Origin of the sequence: Legionella feeleii (genome assembly GCF_001467625.1) — a bacterium.
Lineage (GTDB): Bacteria > Pseudomonadota > Gammaproteobacteria > Legionellales > Legionellaceae > Tatlockia > Tatlockia feeleii.
In genome coordinates this window covers 1-14,825 of sequence record NZ_LNYB01000022.1, presented here as the reverse complement: position 1 = coordinate 14,825, position 14,825 = coordinate 1, and the positions used below count along the sequence as shown (strand labels likewise).

The window sequence follows — 14,825 nt, the reverse complement described above, 5'->3', positions numbered from 1 at the left end:
ATAGCACATTACACCCTAAGCGAATTTCCTTTGTCAATGCCTGGTGGATAGATTGCTCCCAATATTATTAAACGAGTAGAACCAGTAACTTGACAAAGATTAACCGGAGTATGGTTTAGGGTTTTTTCTGCCAGCCAAGCGAACATTGCTGCCTCTATAAAATCCGGGTTAATATTGAGGGCTGCTGTACTGTCCACGCTTATTTCAGGTAACAAATCAGTAAGCGTATTAAGAAGTGCCGTATTGTGAGCACCGCCACCGCAAAGCAAGAGGCGTTTTGGCGATAAATTACCGGCCTTTAGCTCATGCACAATTGCTCGGGCCGTCAAGCCGAGTAAGGTCGCTTGTACATCAACAGCGTCATAAGTTGGTTGGAGATATGTTGCTAACCAATCCAGTGAAAAATATTCTTTTCCAATACTTTTGGGTTGCTGTCGTTTAAAATAAGCATCAGTTAAAAGTGCATCCAGGAGAGGCTCTATCACCCGCCCTTGCGCAGCCCATTCTCCACTTTTATCATAATCATGACCGAGATGTTTTTTAACCCAGGCATCCATCAGGCAATTTCCTGGACCTAGATCATAACCATGAAGATCATATTCGTCGGCAAGATAAGTCATATTGGCAATACCACCAATATTAATGATCGCCAAAGGGTACCCCTGACCTTGAAATAAAGCTTGATGATATAAGGGGGCAAAAGGAGCTCCCTGCCCACCAACAACTAAATCACGCGTTCTGAAGTCAGCCACTACAGGAACTCCAGTCAGCTCGGCAATTGTATGAGCACACCCTAATTGCACTGTATAAGGAATATCTGCGGTAGCATCGTGGCAGAGGGTTTGCCCGTGACTGCCAATTGCCTGGATATTTTTAGCACTTACTTTGGCTTTGGTCATAAGTTCAAGTGCTGCTTTGGCAAACTCTCGACCTAAAAGTGTATTTAACTGGCTAAACTGCTTTAACCCATAACGATCGCCATTGCTTACTTCGAGCAATCGCTGCTTTATTTCCGGGTTGTAAGGACAGGTAATTCCAGCGATGAAAGAATGGGAAGACAAATCGATAAGTGCTGCATCAATACCATCCATACTGGTGCCAGACATTAGGCCAATAAATAATTTCATTATTCCATCCGTATTGTTTGTGGCATACTAGTTTTCTTCTCTGTTTAGCTGATTTTATAAATAAAATGGTCTTATATGTCCTCTGAGATTGTTCAAAATAAACCTACCCCTTTTTGGTTTTTAGGCATTTTGTCAACTTTCTCTTTGCTAACCTATGATTTATACCAACCCGCTTTACCGACAATAACGCAGTATTTTAATACAAGTCCAGCCTTAGGTCAGTTAACTTTAAGCCTATTTTTCTTTGTTTTTGGCCTGTCGCAACTGATATGGGGGCCTTTAATTGATCATTATGGAAGGCGGAAAACCTTGGCTGGCAGTTTGGTTATTTTTTTAATTGCTACTATTGCTTGTATTGCATCAGTTAATATTGAAATGCTAATTGCGGCAAGAGCCTTACAGGGATTTGCTATTTGTTGTGTGTATGTAATTGCGTTTTCTTCCTCAAGAGATTATGAAGACAGTACCGAACGTGCCCGGATGCTTTCATACCTCTCGATGATTGTCGCAGTTTCGCCTCTGTTTGCCCCAATTATTGGTTCTATTATTCTAATGCACTATGACTGGCAGACAACGTTTTTAGTGATGGGTCTCATTGGTTTAATTCTCTTGGTGCTTGCCAAATCTGTCTTACATGAATCAGTGTATTGGCAAAAAGCCGAAACCACGTTTTTACTGAGAGCCTCCTTTGCTACCTATAAAAAAATCTTTACTCATCGTCGTTTATGGCTTGCTATTTTTATCATTACAGCGTCTTATTCTTGTGTGATGATTATAGTCATTAATGCGTCTTTTCTAGTGATCGATAACTTAGCCATTTCTCCTTTCAATTTTTCCTTATTATTTGCCAGTAATGGTGTAATGCTTGTTGCAGGGAATTATTTAGGCATTCGCTTGCGCGAAAAAAAATCATTGCTGTGGAATATTCGGGTAGGTTCAGCTTTGATGCTTTTGGGTTCCATAGCAATGTGCTTTCTTTTTTATATCCAAGGGTTGAGTCTAATTAGTCTCGCACCGACTCTACTCATTAATTTAGGCGTGAGTCTGACCAACCCACCAACTTTTTCCATCGCGCTTACTGATTACCAACAACATGCTGGGACAGCAACTGCCGTACTTAATATGTTAAGGACAACCATTTCTGCAATTATCGGTGGACTTGTTGGTGGATTTATTGGTCACTACCCTTCTTTACTGGTCATAAGTTTATTCGCTTGTACATTCATTTCCTTACTTACTAGTTTCTTTATTACCGAAAGTTAAAGGATAAAGGCGAATTTGTCTGATTGCTGACAATAGCTTGTATAACAGGGAAACTCCTCCCATAAAAATGGTTATAAAATTTTTCCTTTATCGCCAGGCAATTTTGTAATCGCGTGATAAAATCAGCTCTTATTGTGTAAAAATTTTATATTTTGATTTAAAATTAATCTTTCATTGTTTAGGATTTATTATGTTCCAGAAAAGAGAAAAAACAGTAGATTGCACTTCAGTTACTTCTTATGCGGCAAGTGCGATGTCACATTTAATGTTACACAAAAAAGAACATTACGAGCAGGCTATAAAAGATTTAGCTAAGGCTAGTGCTAATGTAATTAAGAAGGGGAAAACAGTCAATGATGTAGTGACTGCTATAGAAAACAGCATGAAAGATTCTCATGAAAAAAGCCTCACGTCATTAACTTCTGCGCTTGGTATGGCCAAATTCCAAAACAATCCAACCTTAGCTGGCTATATTAGAGCCCTGGAATCTAATAAGGGGAAATCTGTTGAATCGCTTATTGAAGCTGTAGTAACTGATACAGTAGTTATGGCAAACAAAGATTACGGTACCGATTTAGGCGACTTCAACCCTGCGGAATACCACGTACCAGCAGCATCACCAGCACCTTAGTCTTAAATTTCTAAGCCTTTTCTTTGTAAAGAAGAGGCTTGTCATGTTAAGAATGCTTATCAAGCTTAAAACAACGATAAAAATTTTCTGTTGTCTGCTCTGCAATTTTCTCATAACTTATTTGCCGTAACTCACCTAAAGCCATTGCCACGTATTTTACCAACGCCGGATGATTTTGCTTGCCACGATAAGGAACAGGGGCAAGATAAGGCGAATCAGTTTCAATTAAAAGGCGATCAAGCGGTACTTTTTTAGCCACCTCTTGCAAAGCGGTCGCATTTTTAAAAGTGACAATTCCTGATAAAGAAATATAAAAGTTCATATCCAAAGCACGACGTGCAACCTCCCAATCTTCTGCAAAACAATGCATTACCCCGCCTATGTCGCGGGCCTCTTCTTCTTGCATTACTAATAAAGTATCATCAGCTGCCTGGCGGGTATGGATAATTAAAGGTTTTGATGTGCTCTGCGCCGCCTGGATATGAGCGCGAAAACGTTGACGTTGCTCTTCTTGTGCCTCCATTGTCTCCGTTCGATAATAGTCAAGTCCTGTCTCGCCAATAGCAATACAGGCTGGATGCTGTTTGGCAAGCTCACAAAGCCTTGCTGCATCAGGTTCCTGAGCTATATTACTGTTAGGATGCAAACCAACTGAAATACTAATAGTTGGGTAGCGCTCTGCTAATTGGCAAAGAACGGGATAATCATCCAGTTCAACACAAACACAAAGAAAATGTTCTACGTCATTTTCCTGAGCTTGAGTGATAACCTTGTTGAGATCATTATCAAAATCAGTTAAATCAATAAAATTAAGATGGCAATGGGAGTCTACTAACATATTAGAAGATCGTAATAGTAATTTTGTATTGATTTTAGCATGCCACAGGTCAGGTCTCTATTTTTAGTGACCTATTTCTTTTTATATTCAAATAATAAATTTTCAAGAATCAGTGTCTGATTCATACTGATATTTTGATTTAACTTTTTGCTTAGCCGGTTAAGTTCATCTAATTGCCGAAAGAGGACTAGCGGGTGAAAATGGCTTGCTAACTGGTGTAATGCCAAAGTCCATGATTTTTCATACTGAAAATTGTTAAGGCGATAATTAATCATCTGGGCATTGATTAAATATACAAGCCACAGCAAATCATTGATTTCATAGCTAAGCCATTTGGCAGCCAGACTGCATACAGAAATCTTATTGCCCATAAGAGCAAGTAAATCTTGAAGAATAACAGGTAGCTGGGAAAAAAGTTTTCCTCTCTCGCTATCCGTTGTATACCCTTCTCCGAGACTTAAATAGTCACTATGCAAAATTTCAGTTGATGGAAAGCGCCAGAGTTGGCAACGGCTTAATATCGTGGGCAGAATAGTACTGACTTGCTCTGCAAGCAAAATAAAAATCACCCCATCAGGTGGCTCTTCTAGAAGTTTGAGCAAAGCATTTGCTGCGGCAACATTCATTTTTTCAGCCGGATGAATAAGGACTACACGATGATTGCCTAATTGTGGTGACGTGTATAATAGCGCCTGTATATCACGAATTTGTTCAATCTTGATTGCCCCGCCGGCTTTATCAGGCTGCAGATAACAAAGATCAGGATGTTCATCGAGTGTTACCAAATGACAAGACTTACATTCGCCACAAGGCTGTTTCGCATTAGGACAAAGTATTGCTGCAGCCATTCTATCGGCAAAATCAGATACGGCTCCATGTTGGGGTGCAACCAACAGCAGTGCATGATGCAAACATTGCCTGGCAAGATTTTTTTGTAACTGGGCCCATTGTTCAGTATGAGCCGGCAATAATTCAAGTGTTTTAGGAGGCATTTGGATTATGTGGTACGCACGTTTTAAGTGTCGATAAAATTGATTCTTGTACTGTTTCCATGGTTTGTCCAGCATCGATACAAACAACATTATCCATACCACGAATCATTTCATGGTAAGCGTTATAGACATCCGTAAAAAAGGCTAAGGATTCTTGTTCGATTCGATCGGTTTCCCCTCGCTCTTTGATTCTACCCAGACCTTGTTCCGGATTAATATCTAAAAAAAGAATCAAATCGGGCTTAAACCCCTGTAAACAGAATGTTGATAAATGCTTAATCATCTGTTTGTCGAGCTTTCGCCCTCCACCTTGATAAGCGAAAGTGGATAACTCAAATCTGTCTGCTAAAACCCAGGCTCCTTTGCTTAATGCAGGACGTATCACCTGTTCTAGCAGTTGAACGCGAGCTGCATAAAACATAAGTAGTTCACAACGAGGTTCAAGCGCTTCCCCCTCTACCCTTTCCTTCAACAACTGCCGCACATGCTCACCGACCCTTGTTCCGCCGGGTTCACGCGTAAGGATAAGCTCGGGAACAAAACTTTCCAGATAGTGTTTAATGGTTTGCAGCGCAGTTGATTTACCAGCCCCTTCCAAACCTTCAACAACAATAAATTGCCCGCGCTCAATCATGATCGTCCCTTGCTTTGATAACGCGCAATAGCTTCTTTTTGTTCTTCATAAGTAGCAGAAAAATAATGAGAACCATCGCCTTTAGCGACAAAATAGAGATAGTTAGTTGGCTGTGGATGTGCCGCAGCATCAATTGCTTCCTTGCCAACCATCGCAATTGGCGTAGGAGGTAAACCTCGGTAACGGTAAGTGTTATAAGGCGAATCAATATCCAGATCATGATGGCCTAATTTACCATTGTAATTATCCCCCAGCGCATAAATAACAGTAGGATCCATCTGCAAGGGCATGAATTTTTTTAAGCGATTGACAATAACACCAGAAATAATCCTCTTCTCTTTTGCTAGGGCGGCTTCTTTTTCTAAAATAGAAGCGGCAATCAATAATTCATATGGTGATTTATAAGGCAGTCCGGGAGCACGATTCTGCCAAGAGGTATTCAAGTATTGTACTAAATTTTGGTTAGCAAGTTGCAGGAGATGTTTTGCATCGCTACCGGCATTGTAATTATAAGTATCGGCCAGTAATAACCCTTCTGGGTTCGGATGTGAGTTAGTAATCAGTTGCCAATCATTCACATTATATTTTAAATGCTGTGCATTTGAGAGATTCGTTTTCACCTGACTTAAGGTAGTGCCTTCAATAATTGTAAAAGACTCTACCAATACGTCACCAGCCACAGCTCTCTTTAATAATTGTTGGGCTGATTCGCCGGGCTTAATTTGATAAATACCTGCTTTGATATGATGAGACAAGCCCTGAAACCGGATCAGCAGCAGAAAAAGACGATCCGACTGTATTAATTGTTTGGATTTAAGGGCCCGAACAAAACCGGAGGCAGAACTATTTTTATCAATAGTGATGGTGATTGGTGCATCTGCACTAATCACCATTGGTTTGGCTAATAACTTATAAATATCATAGCCAATTACAGTAGATACAACAATAAATATCGCTAAACAACCAAAAAGGGTTGATTTAAACCAACGCTTTTTCATTTAAATTGCTTAAACAATAAACTTCCGTTAGTGCCTCCGAAGCCAAGTGAATTACTTAATGCATACTCAATTCGTCTTTCTTGTGCGGTATGAGCTACATAGTTTAAGTCACAGCCTTCATCAGGGTTATCTAAGTTAATAGTCGGAGGAGCAACTTGGTTTTTGATCGCAAGGATACTGAAAATAGCTTCAACAGCTCCTGCGGCTCCCAACAAATGGCCTGTCATTGATTTGGTAGAACTCATTGCTAATTCATAAGCATGATTCTTGAAAACCCGTTTAACAGCTTTAGTTTCATTCATATCATTAAGATAGGTTGATGTGCCATGGGCATTGATATAGTCAATTTTTGTCACATCAAGACCGGCATCACTGACTGCTGCAGTCATAGCACGCGCTGCGCCATCTGCATCTTCGTCAGGAGCTGTAATGTGGTAAGCGTCTCCTGACATCCCAAAACCAACCAGCTCTGCATAGATCACTGCTCCACGTGCTTTAGCATGTTCATATTCCTCAAGCACTAGAACGCCAGCACCCTCGCCCATAACGAAACCATCACGATCTTTATCCCAGGGACGTGATGCTTTTTCAGGCTCATCATTGCGTTTAGACAACGAGCGTACTGCTGAGAAACCAGCAAGACACAAAGGCGTTGTTGTCATTTCCGCACCACCGCATACCATAACGTCAGCATCGCCATAGGCAATCATACGACCAGCAATACCGATATTATGAGTACCTGTTGTGCAGGCAGTCACAATTGAAATGTTAGGGCCTTTTAAATGGTGTTTAATAGAAATCTGTCCTGCAACCATATTAATGATTCCAGCAGGAATAAAAAAGGGCGACACTTTACGCGGGCCACCACTCATAAGTCTTTCTTGGTTATTAGTAATCGTTTCTATACCGCCAATTCCAGCACCAACGGCGACACCAGCACGGTAAGAAAGTTGTTCATCAATAACCAAGCCGGAGTCAGCTAAAGCCTCATCAGCCGCTGCAACTCCGTATTGGGTAAACAGATCCATCTTGCGAGCTTCTTTGAGCGGCACATGGTTTTCAATATTGAAATCCTTAACTTTGGCCCAAATTTTAGTTGAGTATTCAGTGGTATCAAAACCTTCAACCATACCAACACCACTTTTACCAGCCAAAATATTTTGCCAGGATTGCTCTACATTTAAACCGACAGGACTAACCATACCCATGCCAGTAACAACAACACGCCGCTTAGCCAATGAAAACTCCTCGAAGTATCTAGATCAAGCTTCTTCTTTATTAAGGTTTGATTCAATATAATCAATTGCTTCCTGAATCGTAGTGATTTTTTCAGCTTTTTCATCTGGAATTTCAGTTTCAAATTCTTCTTCCAAAGCCATCACCAGTTCAACAGTATCAAGTGAGTCAGCACCTAAGTCATCAACAAAGGATGCGTCGTTTTTTAGCTCTTCAGGTTTAACGCCCAATTGATCAACAACAATTTTACGAACTCGTTCTTCAACTGTACTCATAACTTGTATTTCCTCTTAGTTTAAAAAATTCCTGCAGGCTAGTTTATTCAATTATTCAAAGAACGCAAGCCCATTTAATCCATATACATGCCACCATTCACATGAATGGTTTCACCAGTTATATAATTTGCGCTGTCAGAAGCCAAAAAGGCAACTACTTCAGCAATATCTTCGGCCTTACCCAATCGTTTCATTGGAATACGCTTAAGCATTTCTTCTTTAACCATATCCGGTAAAGTGCTGGTCATATCAGTATCAATAAAACCTGGAGCAACAACATTTACTGTAATACCACGACTGGCAATCTCTTGTGCCAGGGATTTGGTAAATCCTACCACACCAGATTTAGCAGCAGTATAATTAGTTTGCCCGGAATTACCACTAGAGCCAACTACTGAACCAATACTTATAATACGACCCCATCTCGCGCGAAACATCGGCTTAATACAGGCCTTACTCAGACGAAATATAGCACTTAAATTCGTTTCTATAACCTTGTACCACTCTTCATCATCCATTCTTAGCAATAAATTATCACAGGTAATACCGGCATTATTAACCAAAATAGATGGTAATTTATCTTGATCTGAGAGTTCTGTCATTAGATTATCAACTCCCTCTCTACTTGTCACATCAAGACTAACCCCCTCACCTTTGACCCCTTCTTGCACAAACATGTCGCTAATAGCAGCAGCACCCTGACTTGTAGTGGCCGTGCCAATAACGTAAGCTCCTTTTTTAGCCAAAGTTAGGGCAATCGCCTTACCGATCCCTCTACTTGCTCCTGTAACCAGAGCTATTTTACCTTGTAAATTCGACATGACGACATCCTCGTTAATAAGATTTCTCATCCGCAGTTAGTTGGCTAAGAAATTGCTCCAAACTTGCATTATCATTCACACTAACTGCTGGCAGTGTCCTTTCAATGCGTTTTATTAATCCGCTTAATACTTTCCCTGGCCCGCATTCTATAACACATTCAATGCCTTTGCTTTTCATCAATTGAATGGTTTCAACCCATCTTACAGGACGATATAATTGCTCTTTCAATAGGGTACAAATCTGCTCAGGGGATTTATAAATGCTCAGATCAACGTTAGAAATAACGGGAATAGCGGGTGTTTTGAAATTAACATTAGCAAGATAGTCAGCAAAAGCATCAGCTGCATCGTTTAGTAACGGACAGTGGCAAGGTACACTGACTGGAATAATCTTTGCCATTCGTGCTCCAACGGCCTCAGCCAGCTTTACCGCCTCCTCAACGGCTGCTGTATGTCCGGCAATAACTACCTGGCCAACAGCATTATAATTAGCAGGTGTTACCAGTTGCTGCTGCGTGCTTACTTGAGTACAAAGCGCTTCGACCTGTTCGTCGGTCAATCCTACAATTGCGGCCATAGCCCCTTGTCCTAAGGGAATAGTTTCTTGCATGAGTTGCCCACGTTTGGCAACTAATTGAGCTGCATCTGGCAGGTTGATAGCATCAGCGCAAACTAAGGCAGCGTATTCTCCCAAGCTATGGCCAGCCATCATTTGAGCCTGCCCAGTCCCAAGCTTTTCTAAAAGTCTGTATACAGCAACATCAGCAGTTAGCATCGCAACCTGAGTATGTTCAGTCTGGTTTAATTGTGACTCCGGCCCTTCTTGTACCAATTGCCACAAATCATAACCCATTCTGTCAGAGACCAAAGCAAAAAGATCTTTAATCAAAGAGTACTTGCCGGCCAAGTCTGCTAACATGCCCACAGATTGCGAGCCTTGACCAGGAAAGACATATGCAGAATTAATCATGAATAATGAACTCCGAAACAACGTTAATTAATAACGTATAACCATCGCACCCCAGGTCATCCCGCCACCAAAGGATTCTAATAATAGTAAGTCACCACGTCTTATACGCTGTTCCCGGATAGAGTAATCCAAAGCTAAAGGAATGGATGCAGCAGAGGTGTTGCCCTGATTCTCAATAGTTACTATTACTTGCGACATTGGTAAATTTAATTTTTTAGCAATACCCTGAATAATACGAATATTGGCTTGATGCGGGATAAGCCAATTAATATCTGATTTCTGTAGATGGCAAGCCTGAAGTACTTCATCCACAACATCACCCATAATATTAACAGCTAACTTGAAAACTTCATTCCCTCGCATACCAATGATCGCTTTATAATCTTCAGTGGCATAATTAGGATATGTCAGCAATCCATCTTCATCATGTAGGGCATGCAATGTGCTTCCCAAGACTCCAGGTTTATCACTAGCACTTAATACGACAGCGCCGGCACCATCACCAAACAGAACACAGGTCGCACGATCATTCCAATCAAGGGCTCGTGACATACTTTCACTACCAATCACCAAAACATGTTTTGCAGCACCAGTACTGATATATTGTTTGGCTACGTCCATTGTGTACACAAAACCACTACAAGCAGCGCTGATATCAAAGGCTGGTATAGGGCGTGAAATCTTAAGTGCTTTCTGAACGTGGCAAGCCATGCTGGGAAAGAAATGATTAGGAGTACAAGTTGCTACCAGGATTAAATCAATTTCATTAGCATCAATATCAGAAGCAGCTATTGCTTTTTCTGCAGCTCTACAAGCCATAAAAGAGGTTGTTTCATGCTCCGCTGCAATATGCCTGCTGGCTATTCCTGTTCTTGACAGAATCCATTCATGGCTGGTATCCAGCTTGGATTCCAATTCTTGATTAGTAAGTATGCGTTCAGGTAAGTAACTGCCTGTTCCATTGATAATGGCATTTTTCATAGTAACAAACCCTGATTGATAAAATCGGTAATTTGGTCACGTACCAAATCAACCACATTATTTTTTACTTGTAGCTTGGCTTCTTCAATAGCGTATTGAAAAGCAAGGTCACTGGCTCCGCCATGGCTTTTTACGACGATACCATTCAAGCCAAGCAAGCTGGCACCATTATACCGCGCCGGATCCATACGCTTTTTCAAATGGCCTAAAGCAGGCAAAGCAACCAAACCAGCCAACTTACTCAACCAGTTTTTCGTAAACGACTCTTTGAGTACCGCCAGCATAAGTTTTGCTAAGCCCTCGCTCGCTTTTAATGCTACGTTACCCACAAACCCGTCACAAACCACCAAATCGACGTCACCAGAATAGAATTGGTCACCTTCAACGTAGCCAACGTAATTCATTAAATTACACTCTGCCAACATATGGGCTGTGCGTTTAACCTGATCATTGCCTTTAATTTCTTCTACACCAATGTTTAGCAAGGCAATTTTTGGCATTGCTTTTTTATCTACGGCTTGAATTAAAGCCGAACCCATCACTGCAAATTGGAAAAGATGCTCGGCACAGGAATCTACATTAGCGCCCAAATCAATAACTCGAGTCTTACCATGCATTGTTGGCAGTTCGGCAATGATTGCTGGTCTGTCTATGCCTGGCAGAGTTTTCAGAACAAAACGAGCCGTAGCCATCAAAGCACCGGTATTTCCAGCGCTCACACAGGCTTGGGCACGCCCTTCTTTCACCAGATTGATTGCCACCCGCATGGAAGAGTCTTTCTTATTACGCATTGCATGAGAAGGCAACTCATCCATTTCGACAATTTCAGACGCATGAACGACCGAAAATTGGCTGTTATTGGTGATACCGAATTTTTTAAGATGCGTATTTACCTGATTCTGTTCGCCAACCAGCAACAATTTTAGATCAGGGTTATTTCGTGCAGCACGAACACAAGCAGGAATCACAACTTTTAAGCCATGATCCCCGCCCATCGCATCTACAGCAATGGTGATGTTTTTCAAGCGAGTTACTCTTGTTCTTCGTATGCGCTATCAGCTGTATCCAAAACCTTCCTGCCACGATAGTAGCCATCGGGGGTAACGTGATGACGCAAATGAGTTTCTCCAGTAGTTGGATCAACTGATAGCGTGGGTTGCGTTAAAGCGTCATGTGAACGACGCATATCACGTCTGGAACGTGATTTCTTATTTTGTTGTACGGCCATTGTATTACTCCTAAACAATTTGCATTCGCTGGGGCGGAATATTACCGATTTTTTCGCGGTAATCCAAGTCTTACTTAGATATTTTATGATTTTATTATGCTATCTACCTGAATAAAGCGGTTGATTTCTTGGTCGCAATTCTCAATATCCAAGTGCGACTCCGGGACATAAAGATGCAATTCATCAGTTAATAATTCTTCTAACTCAAGCTGACCATTAGTAGAAACAACACACTCATAAAGCTCCATCAATTTTTCGGCTATCTCATCAGAATTGCAAACGGCTAAGGTTGTCTGATTAGTATAGTGATGATGAAACTCACCTAAACAACGTTGACAAATCACCGATACAATGGAATCCACATCCATTGTTATTAAATAATAATTTTTTTCGGCACTGACTTTGAATTGGCAATCAAGTACACAAGGGGCAGCAACATAAGCTGGCAGTCTTTCCTGTAATTCGATTTTAACGTTTTGAGGCTCTGCTTTAGCGGCTTCACTTTTCAAATTAATTAACATAGCTTCACTTTTAAAAAAAGGATCTTGGTGGATTTAATAGCGCAAGATCATTTATAGAACTCTTAATTATACCTTATTCTTGTTTCTTAAATTAGTCTCTCATCAAAAACAACTGCAAATACAATTTTAAAATCAGTTATTATAACGTAAAATAGGATTTTTTTTATACATACTGATATAGATAGTCTATGAAAGCCAAAGTTATTGTCGGCATGTCGGGAGGGGTTGACTCTTCTGTTGCAGCTTGGTTATTGCAAGAGCAAGGATACCAGGTGGAAGGTCTTTTTATGAAAAATTGGGAGCAGGACGATTCCGATGGTTATTGTGCTGCAGCAAAGGATTTAGAAGATGCGCAAGCCGTATGCAACCAACTGCGCATTCCATTGCACAGTGTTAATTTTTCTAAAGAATATTGGGAGCGTGTCTTTGCGCATTTTCTTAATGAATATGAGCACGGGAGAACTCCCAATCCCGATGTACTGTGCAATAAGGAGATAAAATTTAATGCGTTTTTGCAGCACGCGCTTACCTTGGGGGCAGATTATATTGCTACCGGCCACTACGCTAAAGTACGGATAAATAACAACATTGGTGAACTCTTAAAAGCTAAGGACAGGGAAAAAGACCAAACTTATTTTTTACATGCCGTGGAACCTGCTGCACTGGCAAAGACACTATTTCCTATAGGAGATTATCATAAAGGGGAAGTAAGAGAGTTTGCTAAACAATTGGGATTGGTCACCCATGACAAAAAAGATTCGACAGGAATTTGTTTTATTGGTGAAAAGCGCTTTAAAACCTTTCTTAATGAATTCATTTTGGCCAAGCCAGGTGATATTAAAAGTAGCAGTGGCGAGCAATTGGGACGACATGATGGTTTAATGTTCTATACACTCGGCCAACGTCAGGGTTTAGGTATTGGAGGTCGGCAAACTGCCAATGAAGAACCTTGGTATGTAGTCGATAAGGATACTAAAACCAATACCTTAATAGTTGCCCAAGGCAATCATCATCCAATGCTCTATTCACAAGGTCTTATTTGCGGCCCAATTCATTGGTTAGTTGAGGATGCGGTGCAATTGCCTTTAACCTGCTATGCAAAAACACGTTATCGCCAACCAGAGCAAGCGTGTGTTGTTTCTCCAGAGAGCAATAAACAGCACTATGTGATGTTTTCGAGTTTGCAACGAGCGATAACACCAGGACAATATATTGTCTTTTATGAGAAGAATCAGTGTCTGGGCGGTGCTACAATAGAACAAATTATTCGTTAATATTGTACAATTATAATAATATTCAATTTTCCTTTAATATTGGTATCAATAATCTGGAGTCAACATGTCCGCAATTAATGCTTCTCCTGCTGAAACGGCAGGTATTTATTTCTCTGTCAGCGCAGCAGACAAAGTAGCGTCTTTAATTGTTGAAGAAGAGAATCCTGGATTGAATTTGCGAGTTTTTGTTACAGGTGGTGGTTGTTCGGGCTTTCAATATGGTTTTACTTTTGATGAAACAATTCAGGACGATGATACAGTCATTGTACAACACTGTTCTGATGGTCAATCGTCAGTAAAGTTATTAGTTGACTCAATGAGTTACCAATATCTTAGTGAAGCTGAAATTGATTATGTCGAAAATATTCAGGGCTCTCAATTTGTTATTCGTAATCCCAATGCTAAAACAACTTGCGGCTGCGGTTCGTCGTTTAGTATGGATGACGATGACGAATAATTTACTGGATTTCTTGCGAAACTCGCTGCAGGTAAGCGGCGCTCAGAGCCCAGTTATAAGTAGATGAGGATTTGAGCACCGTTTGACGAAGCGATGTTCCAATGCAGTAGATTTTCGCAAGACAGGAAGTCTACCGCTTAGTAGGATTTTACAATCACTTTGGTACCAATTCTGATAAAATTACGGTGTAACCAATAGGCATCACCTGGCGTAACGCGAATACAGCCGTGGCTTGCGTTATAGTTGGGCACATCGTATGAGCCGTGGATGGCATAATATTTACTGAAAAACATGCAATAAGGCATCTTGGCCCCGCCACCTCCCAATGGATAGCGACTTGAACGACAACTAGCACTTCCTTTACTAATAATTCGATAAGTCCCGGAAGGGGTTCTGCAAGAGCGCCGAATATCAGGACAATATCCCCTTCCACCTGACGCTCTCCCGGATCTTATAACAGAACCATTTTCATTGATTGCCTTCCAAGTTAGGAGTTATGCTCGAATCTGGTGTATGTGAAAAATAAATTAGGTGGCGTATCCTGTTGATTGTTCGCCAAGAACATAATCAACAAAAGGA

The 14,825-nt window shown here is 40.9% G+C and carries 17 protein-coding genes and 1 pseudogene; 4 read left to right on the top strand and 14 right to left on the bottom strand.

The genetic code is table 11. The annotated features are described in order from the left end of the window. Positions 1–8: 8 nt before the first annotated feature. A complete protein-coding gene (locus Lfee_RS03655; RefSeq protein WP_058443981.1) occupies positions 9–1,127 on the bottom strand; it encodes an anhydro-N-acetylmuramic acid kinase in 1,119 nt (372 codons plus the stop codon). A gap of 75 nt (positions 1,128–1,202) precedes the next feature. Here Lfee_RS03655 and Lfee_RS03650 point away from each other — a divergent pair, with 75 nt between their 5' ends. Together Lfee_RS03650 and Lfee_RS03645 are read left to right on the top strand one after the other, a co-directional pair. Beyond that, positions 1,203–2,390, top strand: a complete 1,188-nt coding sequence (locus tag Lfee_RS03650; protein WP_082646563.1) for a multidrug effflux MFS transporter — start codon at positions 1,203–1,205, stop codon at positions 2,388–2,390. Between the two features lie 190 nt (positions 2,391–2,580). Continuing rightward, the gene (locus Lfee_RS03645) at positions 2,581–3,021 is read left to right on the top strand and encodes a hypothetical protein (protein ID WP_058443979.1); all 441 of its coding nucleotides are present in this window, start codon (positions 2,581–2,583) and stop codon (positions 3,019–3,021) included. Positions 3,022–3,067: 46 nt separating this feature from the next. Here the strand turns inward: Lfee_RS03645 and Lfee_RS03640 are convergent, their stop codons facing one another. The 12 genes from Lfee_RS03640 to Lfee_RS03585 all read right to left on the bottom strand — a co-directional run bounded on the left by Lfee_RS03640 (position 3,068) and on the right by Lfee_RS03585 (position 12,515). Next, on the bottom strand, positions 3,068–3,859 hold the full coding sequence (locus Lfee_RS03640; protein ID WP_058443977.1) for a TatD family hydrolase: 792 nt from the start codon (positions 3,857–3,859) through the stop codon (positions 3,068–3,070). 71 nt (positions 3,860–3,930) lie between these two features. Next, entirely contained in the window at positions 3,931–4,851 is a 921-nt protein-coding gene (locus Lfee_RS03635; RefSeq protein WP_058443975.1) for a DNA polymerase III subunit delta', read from the bottom strand. Next, positions 4,841–5,485 (bottom strand): dTMP kinase, encoded by a 645-nt coding sequence (gene tmk, locus Lfee_RS03630; RefSeq protein ID WP_058443973.1) that lies wholly within the window; start codon positions 5,483–5,485, stop codon positions 4,841–4,843. The genes Lfee_RS03635 and tmk overlap by 11 nt, the downstream gene beginning before the upstream one ends. Next, positions 5,482–6,483 carry an endolytic transglycosylase MltG gene (gene mltG / locus Lfee_RS03625; RefSeq protein WP_058443971.1) on the bottom strand — a complete coding sequence of 334 codons (1,002 nt, stop codon included), beginning with the start codon at positions 6,481–6,483 and terminating at the stop codon, positions 5,482–5,484. Before mltG ends, tmk begins: the two co-directional genes overlap by 4 nt. Further along, positions 6,480–7,721: a beta-ketoacyl-ACP synthase II gene (fabF, locus tag Lfee_RS03620; protein ID WP_058443969.1), complete on the bottom strand. Its 1,242-nt coding sequence runs from the start codon at positions 7,719–7,721 to the stop codon at positions 6,480–6,482. Before fabF ends, mltG begins: the two co-directional genes overlap by 4 nt. Before the next feature lie 24 nt (positions 7,722–7,745). Then, positions 7,746–7,994 (bottom strand): acyl carrier protein, encoded by a 249-nt coding sequence (gene acpP, locus Lfee_RS03615; protein WP_058443967.1) that lies wholly within the window; start codon positions 7,992–7,994, stop codon positions 7,746–7,748. A 74-nt stretch (positions 7,995–8,068) separates the two neighbouring features. Continuing rightward, positions 8,069–8,815: a 3-oxoacyl-ACP reductase FabG gene (gene fabG, locus Lfee_RS03610; RefSeq protein ID WP_058444010.1), complete on the bottom strand. Its 747-nt coding sequence runs from the start codon at positions 8,813–8,815 to the stop codon at positions 8,069–8,071. A 13-nt stretch (positions 8,816–8,828) separates the two neighbouring features. Continuing rightward, complete coding sequence (gene fabD, locus Lfee_RS03605; RefSeq protein WP_058443965.1) at positions 8,829–9,785, bottom strand: ACP S-malonyltransferase; 957 nt, start codon at positions 9,783–9,785, stop codon at positions 8,829–8,831. A 27-nt stretch (positions 9,786–9,812) separates the two neighbouring features. After that, positions 9,813–10,766, bottom strand: coding sequence for a beta-ketoacyl-ACP synthase III (locus Lfee_RS03600; RefSeq protein ID WP_058443958.1), 954 nt, complete (start codon positions 10,764–10,766; stop codon positions 9,813–9,815). Next, positions 10,763–11,791: a phosphate acyltransferase PlsX gene (plsX, locus tag Lfee_RS03595; RefSeq protein ID WP_058443956.1), complete on the bottom strand. Its 1,029-nt coding sequence runs from the start codon at positions 11,789–11,791 to the stop codon at positions 10,763–10,765. Before plsX ends, Lfee_RS03600 begins: the two co-directional genes overlap by 4 nt. 5 nt (positions 11,792–11,796) lie before the next feature. Further along, positions 11,797–11,994, bottom strand: coding sequence for a 50S ribosomal protein L32 (gene rpmF, locus Lfee_RS03590; RefSeq protein WP_058443953.1), 198 nt, complete (start codon positions 11,992–11,994; stop codon positions 11,797–11,799). 83 nt (positions 11,995–12,077) lie between these two features. Beyond that, positions 12,078–12,515 carry a DUF177 domain-containing protein gene (locus tag Lfee_RS03585; protein ID WP_058443951.1) on the bottom strand — a complete coding sequence of 146 codons (438 nt, stop codon included), beginning with the start codon at positions 12,513–12,515 and terminating at the stop codon, positions 12,078–12,080. Positions 12,516–12,703: 188 nt separating this feature from the next. Between Lfee_RS03585 and mnmA the strand changes: the two genes are divergently transcribed. Beyond that, positions 12,704–13,789, top strand: coding sequence for a tRNA 2-thiouridine(34) synthase MnmA (gene mnmA / locus Lfee_RS03580; RefSeq protein ID WP_058443949.1), 1,086 nt, complete (start codon positions 12,704–12,706; stop codon positions 13,787–13,789). Between the two features lie 64 nt (positions 13,790–13,853). Continuing rightward, positions 13,854–14,246 (top strand): iron-sulfur cluster insertion protein ErpA, encoded by a 393-nt coding sequence (gene erpA / locus Lfee_RS03575; RefSeq protein WP_058443947.1) that lies wholly within the window; start codon positions 13,854–13,856, stop codon positions 14,244–14,246. Positions 14,247–14,383: 137 nt separating this feature from the next. On the opposite strand, the pseudogene Lfee_RS03570 reads toward erpA, so the two are convergent. Next, a pseudogene (locus Lfee_RS03570) lies at positions 14,384–14,737 on the bottom strand (L,D-transpeptidase); the annotation flags it as partial. Positions 14,738–14,825 lie beyond the last annotated feature (88 nt).

What these genes read in the sequence shown, in the direction of transcription:
- Lfee_RS03655 (WP_058443981.1), bottom strand. Translation starts at nt 1,127, where the DNA reads ATGAAATTATTTATTGGCCTAATGTCTGGCACCAGTATGGATGGTATT.
- Lfee_RS03650 (WP_082646563.1), top strand. Translation starts at nt 1,203, where the DNA reads ATGTCCTCTGAGATTGTTCAAAATAAACCTACCCCTTTTTGGTTTTTA.
- Lfee_RS03645 (WP_058443979.1), top strand. Translation starts at nt 2,581, where the DNA reads ATGTTCCAGAAAAGAGAAAAAACAGTAGATTGCACTTCAGTTACTTCT.
- Lfee_RS03640 (WP_058443977.1), bottom strand. Translation starts at nt 3,859, where the DNA reads ATGTTAGTAGACTCCCATTGCCATCTTAATTTTATTGATTTAACTGAT.
- Lfee_RS03635 (WP_058443975.1), bottom strand. Translation starts at nt 4,851, where the DNA reads ATGCCTCCTAAAACACTTGAATTATTGCCGGCTCATACTGAACAATGG.
- tmk (WP_058443973.1), bottom strand. Translation starts at nt 5,485, where the DNA reads ATGATTGAGCGCGGGCAATTTATTGTTGTTGAAGGTTTGGAAGGGGCT.
- mltG (WP_058443971.1), bottom strand. Translation starts at nt 6,483, where the DNA reads ATGAAAAAGCGTTGGTTTAAATCAACCCTTTTTGGTTGTTTAGCGATA.
- acpP (WP_058443967.1), bottom strand. Translation starts at nt 7,994, where the DNA reads ATGAGTACAGTTGAAGAACGAGTTCGTAAAATTGTTGTTGATCAATTG.
- fabG (WP_058444010.1), bottom strand. Translation starts at nt 8,815, where the DNA reads ATGTCGAATTTACAAGGTAAAATAGCTCTGGTTACAGGAGCAAGTAGA.
- fabD (WP_058443965.1), bottom strand. Translation starts at nt 9,785, where the DNA reads ATGATTAATTCTGCATATGTCTTTCCTGGTCAAGGCTCGCAATCTGTG.
- Lfee_RS03600 (WP_058443958.1), bottom strand. Translation starts at nt 10,766, where the DNA reads ATGAAAAATGCCATTATCAATGGAACAGGCAGTTACTTACCTGAACGC.
- rpmF (WP_058443953.1), bottom strand. Translation starts at nt 11,994, where the DNA reads ATGGCCGTACAACAAAATAAGAAATCACGTTCCAGACGTGATATGCGT.
- Lfee_RS03585 (WP_058443951.1), bottom strand. Translation starts at nt 12,515, where the DNA reads ATGTTAATTAATTTGAAAAGTGAAGCCGCTAAAGCAGAGCCTCAAAAC.
- mnmA (WP_058443949.1), top strand. Translation starts at nt 12,704, where the DNA reads ATGAAAGCCAAAGTTATTGTCGGCATGTCGGGAGGGGTTGACTCTTCT.
- erpA (WP_058443947.1), top strand. Translation starts at nt 13,854, where the DNA reads ATGTCCGCAATTAATGCTTCTCCTGCTGAAACGGCAGGTATTTATTTC.